The sequence below is a fragment of the Pseudomonadota bacterium genome, assembly GCA_030860485.1.
GTDB lineage: Bacteria > Pseudomonadota > Gammaproteobacteria > JACCXJ01 > JACCXJ01 > JACCXJ01.
On the sequence record JALZID010000144.1, the window covers coordinates 1 to 18,243 of the forward strand.

At 65.3% G+C, this 18,243-nt stretch carries 18 protein-coding genes, 1 tRNA gene and 4 pseudogenes; 11 read left to right on the top strand and 12 right to left on the bottom strand.

Annotation, left to right across the window (positions count from 1 at the left end; translation table 11 throughout):
- Nucleotides 1-165: 165 nt before the first annotated feature.
- The 4 genes from M3461_07960 to M3461_07975 form a co-directional block, all read right to left on the bottom strand.
- The gene (locus M3461_07960; GenBank protein ID MDQ3774290.1) at nucleotides 166-864 is read right to left on the bottom strand and encodes an HAD-IA family hydrolase; all 699 of its coding nucleotides are present in this window, start codon (nucleotides 862-864) and stop codon (nucleotides 166-168) included.
- Entirely contained in the window at nucleotides 861-1,583 is a 723-nt protein-coding gene (gene ubiG / locus M3461_07965) for a bifunctional 2-polyprenyl-6-hydroxyphenol methylase/3-demethylubiquinol 3-O-methyltransferase UbiG (GenBank protein ID MDQ3774291.1), read from the bottom strand. The genes M3461_07960 and ubiG overlap by 4 nt, the downstream gene beginning before the upstream one ends.
- A gap of 24 nt (nucleotides 1,584-1,607) precedes the next feature.
- Entirely contained in the window at nucleotides 1,608-2,411 is an 804-nt protein-coding gene (locus M3461_07970) for a protein phosphatase 2C domain-containing protein (protein ID MDQ3774292.1), read from the bottom strand.
- Nucleotides 2,412-2,500: 89 nt separating this feature from the next.
- Nucleotides 2,501-3,466: an adenylate/guanylate cyclase domain-containing protein gene (locus M3461_07975; protein MDQ3774293.1), complete on the bottom strand. Its 966-nt coding sequence runs from the start codon at nucleotides 3,464-3,466 to the stop codon at nucleotides 2,501-2,503.
- A 236-nt stretch (nucleotides 3,467-3,702) separates the two neighbouring features.
- Here M3461_07975 and M3461_07980 point away from each other — a divergent pair, with 236 nt between their 5' ends.
- A complete protein-coding gene (locus tag M3461_07980) occupies nucleotides 3,703-4,998 on the top strand; it encodes a replication-associated recombination protein A (GenBank protein ID MDQ3774294.1) in 1,296 nt (431 codons plus the stop codon).
- Entirely contained in the window at nucleotides 4,998-6,278 is a 1,281-nt protein-coding gene (gene serS, locus M3461_07985; protein ID MDQ3774295.1) for a serine--tRNA ligase, read from the top strand. The genes M3461_07980 and serS overlap by 1 nt, the downstream gene beginning before the upstream one ends.
- Nucleotides 6,279-6,365: 87 nt before the next feature.
- On the opposite strand, the gene M3461_07990 is transcribed toward serS, so the two are convergent.
- Nucleotides 6,366-7,040 carry a Bax inhibitor-1/YccA family protein gene (locus M3461_07990; protein MDQ3774296.1) on the bottom strand — a complete coding sequence of 225 codons (675 nt, stop codon included), beginning with the start codon at nucleotides 7,038-7,040 and terminating at the stop codon, nucleotides 6,366-6,368.
- A 286-nt stretch (nucleotides 7,041-7,326) separates the two neighbouring features.
- Between M3461_07990 and M3461_07995 the strand changes: the two genes are divergently transcribed.
- A tRNA-Ser gene (locus M3461_07995) sits at nucleotides 7,327-7,414 on the top strand.
- 281 nt (nucleotides 7,415-7,695) lie between these two features.
- Complete coding sequence (locus M3461_08000; protein ID MDQ3774297.1) at nucleotides 7,696-8,514, top strand: kinase/pyrophosphorylase; 819 nt, start codon at nucleotides 7,696-7,698, stop codon at nucleotides 8,512-8,514.
- A 76-nt stretch (nucleotides 8,515-8,590) separates the two neighbouring features.
- Here the strand turns inward: M3461_08000 and M3461_08005 are convergent.
- A pseudogene (locus M3461_08005) lies at nucleotides 8,591-8,779 on the bottom strand (hypothetical protein).
- A 92-nt stretch (nucleotides 8,780-8,871) separates the two neighbouring features.
- Here M3461_08005 and M3461_08010 point away from each other — a divergent pair.
- Nucleotides 8,872-9,330: a TerB family tellurite resistance protein gene (locus tag M3461_08010; GenBank protein ID MDQ3774298.1), complete on the top strand. Its 459-nt coding sequence runs from the start codon at nucleotides 8,872-8,874 to the stop codon at nucleotides 9,328-9,330.
- Between the two features lie 72 nt (nucleotides 9,331-9,402).
- Here the strand turns inward: M3461_08010 and M3461_08015 are convergent, their stop codons facing one another.
- Nucleotides 9,403-10,635 carry an SAM-dependent methyltransferase gene (locus M3461_08015; GenBank protein ID MDQ3774299.1) on the bottom strand — a complete coding sequence of 411 codons (1,233 nt, stop codon included), beginning with the start codon at nucleotides 10,633-10,635 and terminating at the stop codon, nucleotides 9,403-9,405.
- Nucleotides 10,613-10,897: an Rdx family protein gene (locus M3461_08020; GenBank protein MDQ3774300.1), complete on the bottom strand. Its 285-nt coding sequence runs from the start codon at nucleotides 10,895-10,897 to the stop codon at nucleotides 10,613-10,615. Before M3461_08020 ends, M3461_08015 begins: the two co-directional genes overlap by 23 nt.
- 85 nt (nucleotides 10,898-10,982) lie before the next feature.
- Here M3461_08020 and M3461_08025 point away from each other — a divergent pair, with 85 nt between their 5' ends.
- Complete coding sequence (locus tag M3461_08025; protein MDQ3774301.1) at nucleotides 10,983-11,387, top strand: hypothetical protein; 405 nt, start codon at nucleotides 10,983-10,985, stop codon at nucleotides 11,385-11,387.
- A gap of 86 nt (nucleotides 11,388-11,473) precedes the next feature.
- On the opposite strand, the gene M3461_08030 is transcribed toward M3461_08025, so the two are convergent.
- Nucleotides 11,474-12,952: an MFS transporter gene (locus M3461_08030; GenBank protein MDQ3774302.1), complete on the bottom strand. Its 1,479-nt coding sequence runs from the start codon at nucleotides 12,950-12,952 to the stop codon at nucleotides 11,474-11,476.
- A gap of 38 nt (nucleotides 12,953-12,990) precedes the next feature.
- Nucleotides 12,991-13,152 (bottom strand): annotated as a pseudogene (gene ampG, locus M3461_08035) (muropeptide MFS transporter AmpG).
- Nucleotides 13,153-13,328: 176 nt separating this feature from the next.
- Here ampG and M3461_08040 point away from each other — a divergent pair.
- The gene (locus M3461_08040; protein ID MDQ3774303.1) at nucleotides 13,329-13,796 is read left to right on the top strand and encodes a CYTH domain-containing protein; all 468 of its coding nucleotides are present in this window, start codon (nucleotides 13,329-13,331) and stop codon (nucleotides 13,794-13,796) included.
- A 219-nt stretch (nucleotides 13,797-14,015) separates the two neighbouring features.
- On the opposite strand, the gene M3461_08045 is transcribed toward M3461_08040, so the two are convergent.
- Complete coding sequence (locus M3461_08045; GenBank protein ID MDQ3774304.1) at nucleotides 14,016-14,408, bottom strand: hypothetical protein; 393 nt, start codon at nucleotides 14,406-14,408, stop codon at nucleotides 14,016-14,018.
- A gap of 80 nt (nucleotides 14,409-14,488) precedes the next feature.
- On the opposite strand from M3461_08045, the pseudogene M3461_08050 reads away from it, so the two are divergent.
- Nucleotides 14,489-15,961 (top strand): annotated as a pseudogene (locus M3461_08050) (OFA family MFS transporter).
- Nucleotides 15,962-15,990: 29 nt separating this feature from the next.
- Complete coding sequence (locus M3461_08055) at nucleotides 15,991-16,146, top strand: hypothetical protein (GenBank protein ID MDQ3774305.1); 156 nt, start codon at nucleotides 15,991-15,993, stop codon at nucleotides 16,144-16,146.
- A 462-nt stretch (nucleotides 16,147-16,608) separates the two neighbouring features.
- Here M3461_08055 and M3461_08060 read toward each other — a convergent pair.
- Nucleotides 16,609-16,872: pseudogene (locus M3461_08060) on the bottom strand (integron integrase).
- Between the two features lie 526 nt (nucleotides 16,873-17,398).
- Between M3461_08060 and M3461_08065 the strand changes: the two are divergent.
- Nucleotides 17,399-17,734, top strand: coding sequence for a hypothetical protein (locus tag M3461_08065; protein MDQ3774306.1), 336 nt, complete (start codon nucleotides 17,399-17,401; stop codon nucleotides 17,732-17,734).
- A gap of 326 nt (nucleotides 17,735-18,060) precedes the next feature.
- Nucleotides 18,061-18,243, top strand: a 183-nt coding sequence (locus M3461_08070; protein ID MDQ3774307.1) for a hypothetical protein, incomplete at its 3' end; no start/stop codon positions are given.

Consider the following 18,243-nt stretch of genomic DNA (forward strand, 5'->3'; position numbering starts at 1 on the left):
ACGGAGGCCTACTGGGCGTTTCATAAGGCCCAAGAGCAAGAGCGTAACCACCGCTCACGGATGGCAAGTCACCTCTTCAAAGAGGCGGCCTGACGGGCCGAAGCGTCGTTCTAAAAGAGCCGCACCCAGTTGGAGCCCGGGACCGCCACCCGTTCCCGGCAGTAATCAGTGGGGTTCACTTCCAACCGGGATACCGTGGACCCAGGCCAGCACTGCGCCAGGGTGGGAGATCGCGCCATCCGCACCGAAGGCGCTCGGGTCGTCGCCCGGGGCGAGGTAGCCGAACAGGGCCACGAGGGTGGTCATGCCCGCGGCCCGCCCGGCGCTCATGTCGTCCCGCGAGTCGCCGACGTAGAGGCAGATTCCCGGATCACGCCCACAAAGCCGCGCGGCGTGCAGGAGCGGCGCGGGGTGAGGCTTACGATAGGCCGTGGTATCACCACAGACGATGCAGGCCGCACGCTCCGCGATCCCGAGGCTTGCCAGCAAGGGGTGGGTGAGACGGACCGGTTTGTTCGTCACCACGCCCCAGGGCACGGCGGACCCGGTAAGGGTGTCGAGCACATCCGCCATGCCCGGGAACAGCCGGGTGTCGCGCGCGATCCGGCCGCCGTAGAGGTCCAGGAAGCGTCCCCGCAGCGCCTGGTATTCGGGGTCTTTGGGATCGGAGCGGCCGAATCCGAGCCCCAGGAGGGCCGGGCTACCCCCCGAGACGCACGGCCGGATCTGCGCCAGCGGGAGTGCCCCAAGACCCTGCTCGGCACGCAGGGCATTGAGCGCCGAAGCGAGATCGGGCGCCGTATCCGCCAGCGTCCCATCGAGGTCGAAGAACACCGCGCGGCGTGCGCCACGGGGGGCGTTCACGGCAACGTGGCATGTAGGAGATAGTTCACCGACACACCATCCTGCAGCACCGCCCGTCGCGTCCCAGGGTTGTACCACATCCCCTTGAGTGCCAGGAGCCTGAGGCCAGCGCTCCGCAGCCAGCCTGCCAGTTCCGACGGTCGGATGAAACGCCCATAGTCGTGGGTCCCCCGGGGCAGGAGGCGCAAGACATACTCGGCCGCGATCACCGCCAGGAGATAGGCCGCCGGGGTGCGATTGATGGTCGAGAAAAACACATGACCCCCGGATTTGACCAGCTTCGCACAGGCCTCGACCAGCTTCTCGGGGGAGGGGACGTGTTCCACGATCTCCATGCAGGTCACCACATCGAACCCCCCCGGTTCCTGGGCCGCCATGAACTCCGGCGCCGTGCAGAGATACCGAACCCGGCTTCCGGATCGGGCCTGGTGGAGCCTGGCGACGCGAATCGCGCCGGCGCTGGCATCGATGCCGGTCACGCCGGCCCCCTGATCGGCCATGGCCTCCGACAGGATCCCGCCGCCACAACCCACGTCGATGACCGCCTTGCCCCCAAGCGCGACGCGCTCGCCAATGAACCCGAGGCGCAATGGATTGATGTCGTGCAGGGTACGGAAATCCCCGTCCTGGTCCCACCAGCGGCTCGCCAGTGCCTCGAACTTGGCCACCTCGCCGGGGTCGACGTTGGCGCTCTCGGGATCCCCGCTCTTGTGGTCCATAGAGGTGGGGCGCCGCGCCCCGGCCTAAGACCTGGAGGCGAAAGACAGGTTGGGGTGGGTCACGTCGGACGCCAGATCGGAGTCTTGCGTCGCGCCGACGGGACAAAACTCCACCAGCACAACGGTCACGTTGTCGTTCGCACCCCGTGCCATCGTGAGGTCGAGCAGCGTATCGGCCGCGTGCGACAGTGGACCGGCCGACAGTACCTCCCCGATCTCTTGTTCGGTGACGTGGCGGTACAGCCCGTCCGAGCACAGGAGGTAGCGATCGCCCACCGTCGGATCCAGAGCGAGGGTGTCCAGACCGAGGTCCGCCTGCGTGCCGACTGCCCGCGTCAGGACATTGGACAGGGGATGGAGGGTGGCCTCGGCCCGACCGATGAGGCCGAGACGCACGTAGGCTTCTATCTGGGAATGATCCCTCGTGAGCTGGGTCAGGCCTCGATGCCGCCATCGATAGGCCCGGCTGTCACCGGCCCACAGACACGCGCCCGCAGACCCGTCGGACAGGAGCGCGACCACCGTGCTCCCGGTAGGTGCATGGTATTCCTCCCCCTTGGCAAGCAGCGCGGCATTGACCGAGCGCAGACTCGCCTCCGCCGCCGCCACGAACTCGCCGAAGCTCGCGGCCGTCTCGAGCTGGCCGAGCGACTCGACGATCATGCGGCTCGCGGCATCGCCGGCGCGGTGGCCGCCCATGCCGTCGGCCACCGCCCAGACCCCGAGGTCGGGGCGATTGAGAAAGGAGTCCTCGTTGCTCTTACGCACCTTCCCGACGTGGGTGATGGCACACGAGGACCAGCCGCAGAGCGGATTGTTTATGGGCATACGGTGTCAGCCTGTGGCGCCCGCGCCCGCTACGTTGAACCTCGCACGGGACCGCGGTGCGCGGATCGGTATCGCACGGGCCACCGGGATCACGGCTCTATCTCGAAAAACACGACCTTCTTCGAATGGTCGGTGAAGGTCCGGCCCAAGCTCAGCTGGCCGCGGCCCTCGAGCACCGTCTCGTCACGCCGGACGAAGGCGTGTCCACCGTCCTCGCCCCGCACGTAAGTGCCGTTGGTGCTGTGATCGACCAGAAAGTACCGGCCGCGCCGCCATTCGATGAGCAGGTGCCGACGCGAGGCGAGATCATCATCGACGATGAAATCACACTCGCGACCACGCCCCAGGGTCGCCAGTCGGCAACCTCCCTCGATCTTGAATTTCCTGCCCTGGCAGCGCAGCACAAGCGCCACATCCGTCACCGGCTTCGCGAGCAAGACGGGCGATACGCCGTCGGCGACGCCGGTCGAGTCGTCCTCCCGCCACACCACCTCGAAGATCGCCAAGGGTTCGGCCTCCCCGTTCATCTCTACCCTATCGACGAGCCGCGTGCTGGACCGGTAGGGGGGAGACAGTTCGTGGAAGACCGCGGTGGTTATGATGATCTGCTCCGGCTTGGCGAGATCGACCGCCCGCTTGGCGACGTTCACGCTATGCCCAAAGAGATCATCCGCCTCCAGGATGACCGGACCGAAGTGCAGCCCCACGCGCACCGACAAGGTCGCCGCCGGTCCCGCGCACCCCGAGGCCGGTTCGTCGTCGTGGTGCCTCTGGATCTCCCAGGCGGCCATGACGGCCAGATCGGCGCTTGCGAAGATGCACACGGCCTCGTCACCGATGGTCTTGACGACCCGGCCGCCGTGCCTCTGCACGCAGTGGGCGATGGCATCGAGGCATTCCGCCACCCGGTCGCGCGCAGCGACATCCCCGAGCTCGCCATAAAGCCGCGTGCTGCCGCTGATGTCCGCGAACATGATCGCGACGCTGGGAAGCTTGGCGCCCAGGTTGTCGGTCTCGCCGTGCCCGGGAACCTCGTGTGCAGATGACGTGATCATTGGGGGGAGGTTTCTGCGGCCTCGCCGAGACGACTCGCCGGGACCACCACGGGAGGTAGGATAACAAAGGCGGTACAAAAAATCGCCCGGCCCGGCGAGCAGCCTTGACATGCCGTACCCCTGGCCTACCATGACCTCGCGCGCATCCGCCAAGACCACCCTGCATCGAGCCCTACGCCCACGTGAGCACCGCGCACCGCCCGCATCCCGGCAGCACCAAACCCCTGGCCGAGCGCATGCGGCCGACCCGCATCGAGGACATCGTCGGGCAAGGGCACATCCTGGGGCCGACAGGGCCTTTGCGCCTCGCCATCGAGTCCGGGCGGCCCCATTCGATGGTGTTGTGGGGCCCGCCCGGGACCGGTAAGACCACGCTCGCCCGCCTCATCGCGCAACACGCCGACGCCCTGTTTCTGAACCTTTCGGCAGCGCTCTCCGGGGTCAAAGACATCCGCGCGGCGATCGAGCGCGCCGGGCACGCACGTGCTACCGAGGGGCGGGACACGGTTCTGTTCGCCGACGAGGTGCATCGCTTCAATAAGGGTCAGCAGGACGCCTTCCTGGCGTATGTCGAGGACGGCACCCTGATCTTCGTCGGCGCGACGACCGAGAACCCATCGTTCGAGCTGACCGGGGCACTGCTGTCTCGCCTCAAGCTCTATGTGCTAAAACCACTCTGTGCCGCGGACATCGAAGCGCTCGTCGAGCGAGCGCTCACCGATCGGGAACGCGGGCTGGGCGGTCTCCGGATCCGCTTCGACCCCATGCTGCGCCACAGGCTTGCCGAGGCCGCGGACGGAGATGCGCGACGTGCCTTGAATATGCTGGACCTCGCGGCCGGGCTCGCGCCGGGTAGGTTGATCGACGGGGACCTGCTACACCGGGTCCTGTCCGGCGGCGCGACGCGGCGCTTCGATAAGGGCGGGGAGGTATTCTACGAGCAGATCTCGGCCCTGCATAAGGCGGTGCGGGGGTCTTCCCCCGACGCCGCCCTGTACTGGTTCGCACGCATGCTGGATGGCGGCTGTGATCCCCTCTACATCGCCCGGCGGGTGGTGCGGATCGCCTCCGAGGACATCGGCAACGCTGATCCGAGGGCGCTGCGCATCGCGCTCGATGCCTGGGAGACCCAGGAGCGGCTGGGGAGCCCCGAGGGCGAGCTCGGCATCGCCCAGGCCATCGTGTACCTCGCCTGTGCGGCCAAGAGCAACGCGGTCTACAAGGCCTTCCAGTCGGCCACGGCCGATGCCGGTGATCGCGGCTCGCTACCGGTCCCCGTGCACCTGCGCAACGCCCCGACCGTGCTCATGCAGAGGCTGGACTACGGGCGGGGCTACCGCTACGCCCACGACGAGCCCGAGGGCTATGCGGCGGGCGAGTGTTACTTTCCCGAAGGCCTGGAAGGACGACGCTATTACGAGCCCGTGCTGCGCGGGCTCGAGGCCCAGATCAACGACAAGCTCGCGCGTCTGCGGGCCCTGGACGATAAGGCGCGCGGCTCGGGTGGGTCGCGGCTGCGCCGGGCGGGCTGATGCTCGACCCGCAAGTCCTGCGAAATCGCCTGGACGAGGTGGCGGCGGCCTTGAAGCCCCGGGGGTTCGATCTCGACACCGCGACCTTGGAACGTCTGGAGACGCGCCGTAAATCACTTCAGGTCGAGACGCAGGAGCTACAACGCCGCCGTAACGCCAGCGCCAAGACCATCGGCGAGGCCAAGTCGCGCGGCCAGGACGTCAAGCCCTTGCTGGCCGAGGTCGCGGACCAGGGCGATCGGCTGGCACGCACCGAGGCCTATCTGGCCGCGGTCCTCCAGGAGATCGAGGCCCAGAGTCTTCTGATCCCCAATATCCCCCACGCATCCGTCCCGCCGGGTACGAGCGAGGCCGACAATGTCGAGATCCGGCGTTTCGGCGCGCCGCCCGATCTGTCGTTCGCACCCAAGGACCACGTGGACCTCGGCCAGGCACTCGGGATGATGGACTTCGAGACGGCGGCCCGCATCGCCGCCGCGCGCTTCGTCGTGCTCTCGGGGGGGCTCGCCCGCCTGCAGCGGGCGCTCACCCACTTCATGCTGGACCTCCATACCCGCGACCACGGCTACCGCGAGGTCTATGTCCCTTACCTGGTAAACGCACAGACCTTGCGGGGGACGGGACAGCTCCCCAAGTTCGCCCAGGACCTCTTCGCCGTCCCCGAACCCGATCTCTATCTCATTCCGACCGCCGAGGTGCCGGTCACCAATCTGGCCCAGGACCGCATCCTCGGCCCCGAAGAACTGCCTTGCCGCTACGCCTGCCATACCCCCTGCTTCCGCAGCGAGGCAGGCTCCTACGGAAAGGACACGCGTGGGCTTATCCGCCAGCACCAATTCGAGAAGGTCGAGCTCGTGCAGCTGGTGCGTCCCGATGGGTCCTATGAGGCCCTGGAAGGGCTGACCCGGCACGCCGAGGTGGTGCTGCAGCACCTGGGTCTGCACTACCGGGTGGTCGCCCTGTGTACGGCCGATCTCGGGTTCGCGTCGGCCAAGACCTATGATTTGGAGGTGTGGATGCCGGGCCAGGGGCGGTTTCGCGAGATCTCCTCTTGCAGCAACTTCGAGTCGTTCCAGGCGCGGCGCATCAAGGCCCGCTGGCGCAACCCCGATACCGGCCGCCCCGAGCTCCTGCATACCTTGAACGGCTCGGGCCTGGCGGTCGGGCGCACCTTGGTGGCGGTGATGGAGAGCTACCAGGAAGCCGACGGCCGCATCCGGGTCCCGGAGGTCCTACGGCCCTATATGGGCGGGATGGAGATCGTGGATAGATGGCGGTGATGGATGGTCCCAGACGCTCGCCCTCGCGGCGAGCGCCGCCCCTCCATGCGCCACGGGCGCATGGAGGAACCGTGTATGCCACCCCTGTTAGTCGTCGTGGCCGCCGAAGGCACCCAAGAGATGCAGAAGGCTGGTAAAGAGGTTGTAGATCGAGACGTACAGGCCGACGGTGGCCATGATGTAGTTGGTCTCGCCGCCGTGGATCAGCTCGCTCGTCTGGTAGAGGATCATACCCGCCATCAGCAGCACGAACATCGAGGACACGGCGAGTGCGAGCCCCGGCAGGCTGAAGAAGACCGCCCCCAGCCCGGCCAGGAACGCGACCATGACGCCCACCGCCAGGAACCCGCCCATGAAGCTGAAGTCCTTCCGGGTGGTGAGCGCGTAGCCCGACAGCCCGAGGAAGATCACGCCGGTGCCGCCCAGGGCCATCATCACCAGTTGGGCGCCGTTCGAGAACACCCTGAGGTACATGTCGATGATGGGCCCGAGCGTCAGGCCCATGAAGCCCGTCAAGGCAAAGACCGCCGCGATCCCCCACACGCTGTTGCGCAGCCGGGCGGTCAGGAACAGGAGGCCGAAGTAGCCGACGAGCGTGATCAAGAGGCCCGGATGCGGCAGGTTGAAGACCATGGACACCCCCGCCGTCAAGGCGCTGAAGAGGAGCGTCATGGACAACAAGGTATAGGTGTTTCGGATCAGTTTGTTGGTCTCGAGGCCGGCGGCCTCGTGACCCGTGATGGGATAACGTACCGGGTTCATGCTCATATATTTACTCCACTCAGTATTCCAAGGACCAGCCCGCCAACATGCGCATCCTGTAGACGCCCATGCGGCCGGCGAAGTTCCTCGAAGCATAGCACACCACTTCGTGGGAAGTTGAGCCCGACCGTTCGGGCACAGGTTGGTTACGGCCCCCGCATCGGCTATCCTTCGGCAATGGCGCCGGTGCGCGGATGCTTCGTCTGCCAGAGGTTGGGGTACGGCGCCATCCTGCTACATCGGGCGCGCTGTGCCTGGTCCAGCGGTCTCCTGGCGACGCCCTCGAGGAGAGGTGGCTGAGCGGTCGAAAGCGGCGGTCTTGAAAACCGTTGTGGGGCGACCCACCGGGGGTTCGAATCCCTCCCTCTCCGCCAGACACCCACCAAACACCTCAGTCACTCACGGGGACTACGGAGCGGCGCATGGAGACCGCACGCGAATGACCGGCGTGGTCCTTGATGCCCCGGCGCACCGGCCCGGACGGCGATCGCCAGTGGGGGGTCCCTCGCCGCGAGCGCGGGTATCGCCTTCGACCTCGTGCGCTAGTCGAAGCGTGATCGATCGCGCCGAGCCTCGACGACGGAGTTTCCCCGGTGCACCGACCACCCCTTCGTTCATCGGGCCGGACGTCCGGCGGTCGAGTATCATCTCTGCAATGCGCCGCACCGTCTTTTTCGTCTCCGACGGCACCGGCATTACCGCCGAGACCCTGGGCCACAGCCTGCTCACGCAATTCAGCGGGTTTGATTATCAGCAGGTCACGCTGCCGTTCATCGACAGCGTTGAAAACGCCGAGGCGGCCCTCGCCCTGGTCAACCGTGCCGCACGCGAGGACGGCGTGCGGCCCATCGTCTATGCCAGCCTGACCGATCCGGGTCTGGTGGACCTATTGATGTCGGCGAACGCCTTGGTGCTCGACATCTTCGGGGGGTTCCTGCGCTCGCTGGAGGCCGAGCTCGGGACGCGCTCGGACCATGCCAAGGGCCGATCGCACGGGCTCGGGGACAAGGCCTTATACGATGTGCGCATCGCCGCCCTCAACTTCGCCCTCAGCCACGACGACGGCGCCAACGTCGAACGCTACCGTCAGGCGGATGTGGTCCTGCTCGGTGTGTCGCGCACGGGCAAGACGCCCACCTGTATCTACCTCGCCATGCAGTTCGGCGTGCGTGCCGCCAATTACCCCTTGACCGAAGACGACCTGTCCGCGAACCGCCTGCCGCGCGCCCTCGAACCGGTGCGGGAGCGCCTCTATGGCCTCGGCATCGATGCCGAGCGCCTGCACCGCATCCGCAGCGAGCGCCGCCCCAGGAGTGTCTATGCCTCGCTACGCCAGTGCCAGAAGGAAACCTATGACGCCGAGGCCCTGTACCGCAGCGAACGGTTGCGGTGGCTCAACGTCACCGCCGTCTCCATCGAGGAGATCGCCTCGCGCATCCTGCAGGACCTGGGGCTGAGCCGGCGCATGTACTGAGAGTTGTGAAAAAACGGCTGGTTCATGCGGTTACCCGTGGCCTCCGGCGGTCTACAGGGCCCGATCGAACAGCACGTCAGATGACCAACTTCCGCTTTCGGAGCAGGACGGTCTGAGTTAACCCCTGCCTGATGAGCGTGTACAGATATTCGTCGTGGCGCTGGGCATCGAGCTGTTGCTCATAGCCGAACACATCCTGGTAGCGGACGCGCCGGTGCGTGCCGATCTTATGGAACGGGATCTCCCTCCGCTCCAGCAACTGGATAGCGCCACGGTGTCTGGCCGGCAACGCAGCGCCGGCGCTTGACGCGCCGTCAGGATGGGACATCGAGCCGGGGATCATCGGGGGGGGGAATGATGCTGGAGGCGATCAGGACATTCTTCGAAGAGCACATCGCGCCGGGCGGCCGCGACGCGTACCGGGACGAGGAGCAACGGGTGCGGATCGCGGTCGCGGCCTTGTTCGCGGAGGTCGTGCGCATGGATGACGCTATCTCCGAGGGCGAGCGGGCGCAGGTCCTCAGCTCGATCGCGGAGCGTTTCGACCTCGATCCGGCACAGGCCACGGCGCTGATCGCGCTGGCGGAGGCGGAGGCACAGACCGCCACGGACCTCTACCAGTTCACCACCCAGATCAACCGCGCCTTCAGCCCCGTCGAGAAGGTAACGCTCATCGAGCACTTGTGGCGGGTGGGCTACGCCGACGGCAGCCTGCATCAATTCGAGGACCACGTTATCCGTAAGATCGCGGACCTCATCCACGTGCCGCATAAAGACCTCATCGCCACCAAGCTCCGAGTCCGAGGCGACGCCTGAGGACTAGTACCCCGCTCCCATCACCCCAGAACGATTCCTACCCACCCCGGTCCCGCCGGGAGGGCGGAATCGTCACAGCCGATGGCGCTGATCTACACGGCGGAAGCCGGGTAGCGCCCCGGATAGGCCGCGCCCCAGCGCGATGGCCTTGAAATGCTCGCCCATCTCGCCCGGCAGGATCAGGCGTTTGGCCTCTTGGGCGTGGATGAGGTAACGGTCGGGATCGTTTTCCCCCACAGCGGCGAGCACGCGCTCGAGGCCACAGTCGATGAGAAAGTGGGCCTGGGTCGTGAACCCGTAGAGATCGAGCCCGACCTCGCACCCCGCGCCGGCGAACGCCGTGAAATCCACCCAGGCGCCGATGTCCTGGAGCCCCGTGAGCACCAGCGGATCGGCATGGGCACGGTGCCGGTAATGGCACAGCAGCGTGCCGTCGCGGCGCTCCGGGCTATAGTATTCGCGCCCCACACAGCCATAGTCGATGCACAGCAAGACGCCCTTCGCGAGCGGCCGGGTAAGCGCGGACAGCCACGGCGCGAGCAGGGGCCGGAGCTCCGACCGATAGGGCGGCGTGAGGCCGTGGTCGCGCCGGATCCGGGCGACGAATTCGATCAGTTCGGGGGCCGCGGGCGTTTCCACCCATATGAAGCCCGAGCCGTCCCACCCGACGCGCCCTTCGAAGATACCGGCCTCGAGGATGGCGAAGCGCCGTACCGGCAAGGCGTCTGCGACCTCGTTGGCTAGGATGAGGCCGGTCCAGGGCGTCTCGGGCAGGCGCTCCAGCCAGACGACTCGCGGCAGGAGCTCGGGGACCAAGCCCTCCAGGGTGTCGCGCTGGCGCGCCCGCAACTCGGCGCTGATCTCCAGAATCGAATAGCGCCCGGGCAGCATGGAGAGGCGGTCGAGCGTCCCGAGTACCTGGGCCGCGAGCCGCCCGCTGCCGGCCCCGAGCTCCAGGATCTCGCCACCGCCGACATCCGTCAGGACCTGCGCACAAAAGCCCGCGAGGCAGCGCCCATAGAGCGATGAGATCTCGGGAGCGGTGACGAAATCGCCTGTGGCCCCGAACTTCTGGAGCCCGGCGCTGTAGTACCCGAGACCGGGCGCGTACAGGGCAAGCTCCATATAGCGGTCGAAGCCGATGCTGCCACCCAGTGCGCCAATCTCGGCGGCGATCACATCGACGAGCCGGGCCGCGTGGGCGAGCGCTTCCGGATCCGGTGCCGGCCAGCGGTCTCTGCGACGGTCCCGGGAAGGGGTCATGACCACGCCCGCTGGATCCTCACGGGCGTTCTCCTCCCCCATGGCCGATCGCCGTACCGGGAGCTATCCGGTCCCGGATGAGCTCCTTGATCTCACGGGGTTCGGGAAAGCGGCCGTGCGGGTGGCGGGAAAATAGTACCTCGCCATCCAGGCGCACCTCGAATCGCCCGCCGGAGCCTGGGATCAGGGCGACCTCCGCTATCCCCGCGCCGAAGGTGACCAGGACCTCTTGGGCCAGCCAGGCCGCGCGCAGTACGAAGCGGCACTGCGTGCAGTACTCGATCTCGATCCTCGGGGTGGCCATCAGACCGTCCCGTGTCCTAAACTTTGCTACAGCCTGCGGGTCTCAGTGTGAACGCACCCTGTATCGCAGTCCGAAGGAGATGTCCATGCGCAAGCCATTCCGTACGATCACGCTGTCCGCTTTGGTGGCCACGACCCTGGGCGCCGTGAGCGATGCCCAGGCCTGGTCCTTCGGAACTCGAGCGCGATCCCCGTCGGCTGACGATCGAGGGTATAACGCTTCCCCTCAGCCGGTCGGATCCCGGAGCCATGGCGGCTTCTCCTTCGGCTACAGCACCGGCGGGTTCAATTCGTGCTCACAGCCCTACGGCGGATTCTACTCCCACTGCCTGTACGGCGGGTCGAGGAACTACGTACCGCCCCGCACCTACCGGTACCCGCGTTACGCCCCGGGGTTCTACAACGGCTTCGAGGACGGGTACTACCGCGGGTACCACGACGGCCACCGGAACCGCCACGGCCGTCGCCATAAGAAATTCAGGTCGCGGTAGCGGACTGCCCATCCGCGTGTAGCGCCGCCACCGACGGCCCGCTGCTCAAACGCGGACGCATGCATCGCGCCGGATACCGAACTCGACTACTGGGACGGCGAGCCGTGAGCCGCTGACGGCGCAATCGCACGCACGCGCGTCGCCAGCGCCACCAGCACCAGCACCGGCACGCCCAGCAGCGCGGTACCGACGAAGAACATCGGATACCCGATGGTATCGACGGCGAGCCCGGAGAACGTGCCGGTGAATTTCGGCAGCAACTGCATCGTCGACGAGAACAACGCGTACTGCGTGGCCGAATACGCGACATGCGTGAGCCCCGACAGGTAGGCAATGAACGCGCTCGACGCGATGCCGCTCGACAGGTTGTCGGCGGACACCACGAGCGTCAGCAGCACCACATCGTGCGCGGCAGGGCCGAGTGTCGCCATCCAGGCAAACAGCAGATTGGTCGCGGCCGACAGCAATGCGCCGGCGAACAACACGCGCAACACACCGAAGCGCACCGCGAGCACGCCGCCGATGAAGGCGCCCGCAAGCGTCATCACCACGCCGTAGACCTTGGTGATGGCCGCGACCTCGTCCTTGGTGAATCCCATGTCCTTGTAGAACGGAAACGCCATTACGCCCATCACGACATCCGAGATTCGATAGGTCGCGATCAGCGCGAGGATCAGCGCCGCATACCAGCGATAGCGCATGAAGAAATCCGCGAACGGGCTGACCACGGCGCCGTTCAGCCAGACGATCAGGCGCGCCAGTGGTGCCGGCATCGCCGGGCGTTGTTCGAGCCACGTCGCAAGCGCGGCCTCGTTGGCGGGCGCGGCAGGCGCAGTGGCGCGCGGCTCGGGCGCGAGCAGGGTGGTCACGATGCCGACACTCATCGACAAGGCCATCGCCAGATACGCGATCGTCCACGGCGCGTGTTCGTAGGTGGCCTCGCTCGGATCGAATCGCGCGGCGAGCCACAACGCGCCCGCACCCGCCCAGATCATCGCGATGCGGTAGCCCGTCTGGTACGCGGCAGCAAGCGCCGCTTGTTGTTCTGCCGGTGCCGACTCGATCCGGTACGCATCGAGCGCGATGTCCTGCGTAGCGGAAAAGATCGCGGTGCCGAGCGCGAGCGCGACCAGCAGGCGCAGGCTCTGCCCGGGGTCGGTCAACGCCATGCCCGCCAGGCACGCGGCTATCGCGATCTGCGCCAACAGCAACCAACTGCGGCGCCGGCCCAGCGTGCGCGTGAGCCAGGGCAACGGCAGCCGATCCACCAGCGGCGCCCATGTCCACTTGAACGCGTACGCGAGCGAAACGCCGCTGACGAATCCGATGGTCGTGCGACTGACACCCGCTTCGCTCAGCCAGAACGACAGGGTGCCGACGATCAGCAGGACCGGCAGCCCCGCCGAAAACCCGAAGAACAGCATGCGCAGCACCGCGGGTTCGCGATAGACGGAGAAGGCATCGCGCCAGCGGCGTTTGGCGGGGACCGACTCGGATGCGATGCTGGCTGACGTCACGACGCGCAGTGTAGGTGCGACGGCCCACAGTCCTTCGGTGTCTGCCATTGATAGTGGCCGGCGTAGCGGTCCATGAGGGGCGCTCACAGGAACTTCACGGCATACGGCAGGCCGCCCAGCGACAGCACGCCGATGGTGCGGATATCGAGGCTCAGAGTCGTGAGCCACGCCTGGAGCGTCCCCGAGGTCAAAGCCAAGGGGAGGCCGGAGGCGAACCCCAGGAAGGGCATGGTGACGAGGGTTCTCATCGAAGCCGGCGGATCGTACCCGCTTACCGCGCTCCGGATCGACCGGCTCAGGGATTTTGATTATGGTGTCGCCCGGTGGGCCGGGCTCCCTGCGGGTGAGGCGTGGGATGGCCGCGCTGAGCGACACACGCCGTACGTCCCGACGAGGCATCGACGGCGCGGATGCACCGAACGCCATGGCCAGAGAGATCGAACGAAAATTCCTGCTCGATAACGATGCGTGGCGGAGCGACGTATCCGCGGGCGTTCGCATGCGTCAGGGCTATCTGACCCAAAATGGCCCGTGCTCCGTGCGCGTGCGAATCGCGGGCGAAAGGGCCTACCTCAATATCAAGAGTGCCACGCTCGGGATCTCACGCCTGGAGTTCGACTACCCCATCCCGCTCGCGGACGCCGAGCACCTCCTCGATGCGCTATGCGTCGGTGCGCCCATCGACAAGACGCGCTATCACGTCATGCATGCAGGACACCTCTGGGAGATCGACGTGTTCGAGGGCGACAACGCGGGGCTCGTGGTCGCCGAGATCGAGTTACAGGGGCCCGAGCAGCCCTTCGCACTACCGGAGTGGGCCGGCGAAGAGGTGTCGTTCGACCCCCGCTATTACAACGTTTCGCTCGCGACGTCGCCGTACAAAACCTGGTAACGGGCACGAGACCTTCGAGCTCGACCGGCCGAGACCGCGGGGCCTTCCGGCATGACTGCACCGGGTTATGCATGAGCACAGCGATAAGAACCGGCGCTCGACTTCGGAGCCCTCCAAAGGGACGCCGCGGGGCTGTGCATCGATCGAGTCCGGGGTGCGTAGAGGCTTGACTTGCGGGCCGCCTTTCGACACTCTGCGCGCGAGCGGCGCGGGCGATCGTCACACACCCAGTTTGGCAATGAGGTCCGGCAGGAACGAGCCCAGGATCAAGAACGGAACGATGATCGGGACCTGGATGGCCTGGATCAACACGCCGTTTCCGACCCCGAGACGCGCACCGTCGATGCCTGGGATCGCAGTCCCGATACAAGCCGCGCCGACCAGGAGATACGTGAAGCTGGCGGCGATGATCGCGAGCGTTGGGCCCCCGACACCCGCGAACAATAGCCCGGCCGCCACGCTACCGACGGCCAGATATTCGACGAGCACGATGAGATATGCCTTGCCGTACTTCACAGGCACCTCGACCATGAGCTTGGTGGCGATCTTGAGCGCGAGCGCATGACAGAGTGATGCGATTGCGATGGCGATGATGATCTGCGTTGAGCTCACGGTTGCGCTTCTAAAAGAATCCTCAAGGCTCACGGACACCCCGCGAAACACTAGCACGGGCCACCGCCACGGTAAATGCCGTGTCTAGTCTGCTCGCGAAAGAACGCACCATCGCCAAGCCCGGTTTCAACCGCTGGTTGGTGCCGCCGGCGGCCCTGGCCATCCATCTCTCCATCGGCATGGCCTACGGCTTCAGCGTGTTCTGGCTGCCGCTCAGCAAGGCGCTCGGTATCACCGAGCCCCTCCCCTGCCCGCCCGATCTCGGATGGTTCGAGCACATCATCGCGCACGGCTGCGACTGGAAGATCAGCACGCTCGGGTGGATGTACACCCTGTTCTTCGTGTACCTCGGCTCCTCGGCCGCCGTCTTCGGCCGCTGGCTGGAGCGCGCCGGGCCGCGCAAGGCGGGGGTCGTCGCGGCCTGCTGCTGGGCCGGGGGTTTATTGATCTCGGGGCTCGGGGTCTACCTGCACGAGATCCGCCTCTTGTGGCTGGGCTCGGGCATCATCGGCGGTTGCGGTCTCGGGCTCGGCTACATCTCGCCCGTATCCACGCTCATCAAATGGTTCCCGGATCGCCGCGGGATGGCGACCGGCATGGCGATCATGGGCTTCGGCGGCGGCGCCATGATCGGTGCGCCCTTGGCTGAGCTCTTGATGCAGCATTACGCGACCCCGAGATCGGTGGGGGTGTGGGAGACCTTCGTCACCCTCGGCGTCGTCTATTTCATCGCCATGCTGTGCGGGGCCTTCGCCTATCGCGTGCCGCCCACGGGCTGGAATCCGCCCGGATGGGCGCCGTCCGCGAAACGCACGGGCATGATCACGAACCGGCACGTACACCTCTACCGCGCCCCCAACACCCCGCAGTTCTGGATGCTGTGGGGGGTCTTGTGCATGAATGTCAGCGCCGGGATCGGGGTCATCGGGATGGCCTCGCCGATGCTGCAGGAAGTCTTCGGCGGCGCACTCGTGGGGCTCGACCTCTCGCTCGCCGAGCTGTCCGCGGAGGAGACGAAGGCCGTGGCGCTGATCGCGGCGGGGTTCACGGGCCTATTGAGCCTCTTCAACATCCTCGGCCGGATCTTCTGGGCCTCCCTATCCGACGTCATCGGTCGCAAGACCACCTACTTCCTGTTCTTTGCGCTCGGCATGGCCCTCTACGCGTCGGCGCCCTATGCCGGGCAGATCGGCCATGTGGCGCTGTTCGTGGCGCTCTTCTGCGTCATCCTCACCATGTACGGGGGCGGGTTCGCCACCATTCCCGCCTATCTGGCCGACATCTTCGGCACCCAGTTCGTGGGGGCGATCCACGGGCGCTTGCTGACCGCATGGTCCACCGCCGGGATCCTCGGCCCGGTCCTCGTCAACTACCTCCGCGAGTTCCAGATCGAACGCGGCGTGCCGGTCCACCAGGCCTATAACGTGACCCTCTACGTGCTCGCCTCGTTGTTGTTCGTGGGCCTCTTCTGCAACCTGCTCATGCGGCCCGTGGCGCAGCGTTATTACATGACCGATACAGAGCTCGAGACCGAGCGCCGGCTCGCACACGAGGCCGCCAGGGCCTGAGCCAGAAGGACACCATGTCACGACGCGCCGACCGGGGCAGCCGGAACCCCAGGGAACGCCCGAGCCCGGCAAGCTGGTTCCTGGTCGCGATCGCCTGGACGCTCGTCGGTATACCGCTGGGCTGGGGGATCTATATCACCTTGGACAAGGCGCTGGTGCTGTTTCGATAGCGGGAGATTTATGGAGCGCCTCTAAGGAGCTTCATAGCCTCATCTACCCAGCGACGGTAGAAGGGCAGGAAAACCTTACCCGCCTCAATGCGGTCTTTCAGGTTCTCCAGGTGGGGACGGAGTTCCCCTAAACGCAACTTCTTTGCGACTCTTACGCCCAGCATTGCTCTAGGCTCATTAGTCATCGATAACCAGTCCCGTAGCACTTCTACGAGACTATCCCGCTCTCGTGCCGCGGGCCGACCGCGCGTGAGCGATAATGTGGTCTTCAAGATACTCTCCCGATTTCAGAGCTCCGGGATCCGTTAAGTCCGTTTCGAACTCCCGTAGTATGTCTTCTTTCGACATTGGACTGCTACCGCACTATATCAATTGCATCTGGCGGAATCGCATGTGGGAACACTACCTCTGTACCACCTCCAGGCATTATGGGGCGTGGCCAGTTTGGCGATGCCTGCGGGCCTTTTCATCGGCATGATGCCGCCGCCGCACCGCCCCGGAACGCGGGTCCACCGAGCGCGTGCGCGAGGGGAACACATACTGCCACGCCCATTGCCGTGGCGCGCCTGGATACTTGCGCGCGAGCGCGTCGGGGAGATAGACCTCGCCGTAGCCGGCGTCCAGATCCGCCTCGTGGAGCTTCTTGATCCTGACGAGGTGGTCTCTCAGCGGGGCGGCGAGGCTCTGCGGCAGCACGGTCATGCGGTCCTTCGCGCCTTTGCCCTTGGCCCCCCATTGCCCCCTTCCCGCCCCTTGACCATACTTCCTCAGGACCCCAAGCCCAGGGTCCGAGCGGGAAGATCAGGCCATGACCGACGCGCCGAGCCAACCACTAGCCCTCCATCACGGCCCCCGGCGCCTTACAATCCCCAAGGCTCATAGCCTTCGATCCAGCGGTTCAGTTCAACAGATCTTATCCGCCATGCTGCCGCACGGCGGATAAGATACTATCCGTTGGGCAGACAATGAAAACTGTTCACTTTCGGGTCGCTAGAATCGGACGCAGACCCAAGGAGAGGTGAATCAACATCAAGCTTAGCAAGAAGACGTTGTTGCAGGCCCGCGTGATTGCCAAGGGTAAGCGTATTCGCGATGTCGAGCGTCTTGTTGCTCAATACGGTGGAAGAGCATCAAAATGGGTGAAGAAGAGTAGTCCACAATTCGAAGTTGCCGGAGAATCTTTTGAGTATCACTGGTACGAACATCCCGGAATCGGCAGGTTCGAGGTTAGACAAGTACGACTGAATCAGCCATGATTGTCAAACTGAAGAAAAGACAAGCGCAGTATCGAGACCTTACGTTCGGACAACCGTATGTCGTGATTGGCATTGAAGCCGATGCATTCCGGATCTTGAACGATGCTGGCCGTCCTTTCTTGTATCCGCCAAGTCTGTTTTCGTTGGTCGACGCACGAGAACCGCGTGATTGGGTGACCGAATTCGGTGACGACGGAGAGCGGTATTCCTATCCTCGACCGCTAAATGACTTTGGTTTCTTTGAAGACTTCTTCGACCAAAAAGCCAAGGCCGTTGCAACGTTTTGGCGCGTAGTAAATCATCGGCTTGCCCAAGCCAGCGAGGTCGCGTAGGGCAGGTGCCCGCCCAACGCACCGCTGCAGCCGACCGCTGAAAAGCGCGGCAGCTGAGCGGTAATCCGTTAGACGATTAATCTTGAGCGGATGGATACAATACTTGCCACTTTAGCTTGGCCCGCTGCCGTTCTTATCTTCGGCCTAGTCTCCATCTTCGCTTTTCGTACTCAGATCGCTGGCTTGATTAGCCGCACTAGCCCGACTTCCGCAACTCAACCTTGATTTTCACAGAGATCAAATATCTTGAATTGTTAACCCGCTGATTATCCGAACCGGATTATTGAGATCGCCTGGAAAAGCGCGTGTAGTGCCGACGTTGGTACTTGACTGGGCTCGAGTTTCTGCGAAACTCACGGCATGTTTCTGCGCGCCAAGACCCCAAGGATGGCAAGGAACACCGCTACTGGAGTATCGTGGAGAATCGACGTACCCAGGGTGGGCGGGTGGTTCAAAGGCAGGTGTTGTACCTGGGGGAGATCAATGACGGTCAGAGGGCAAGCTGGTGT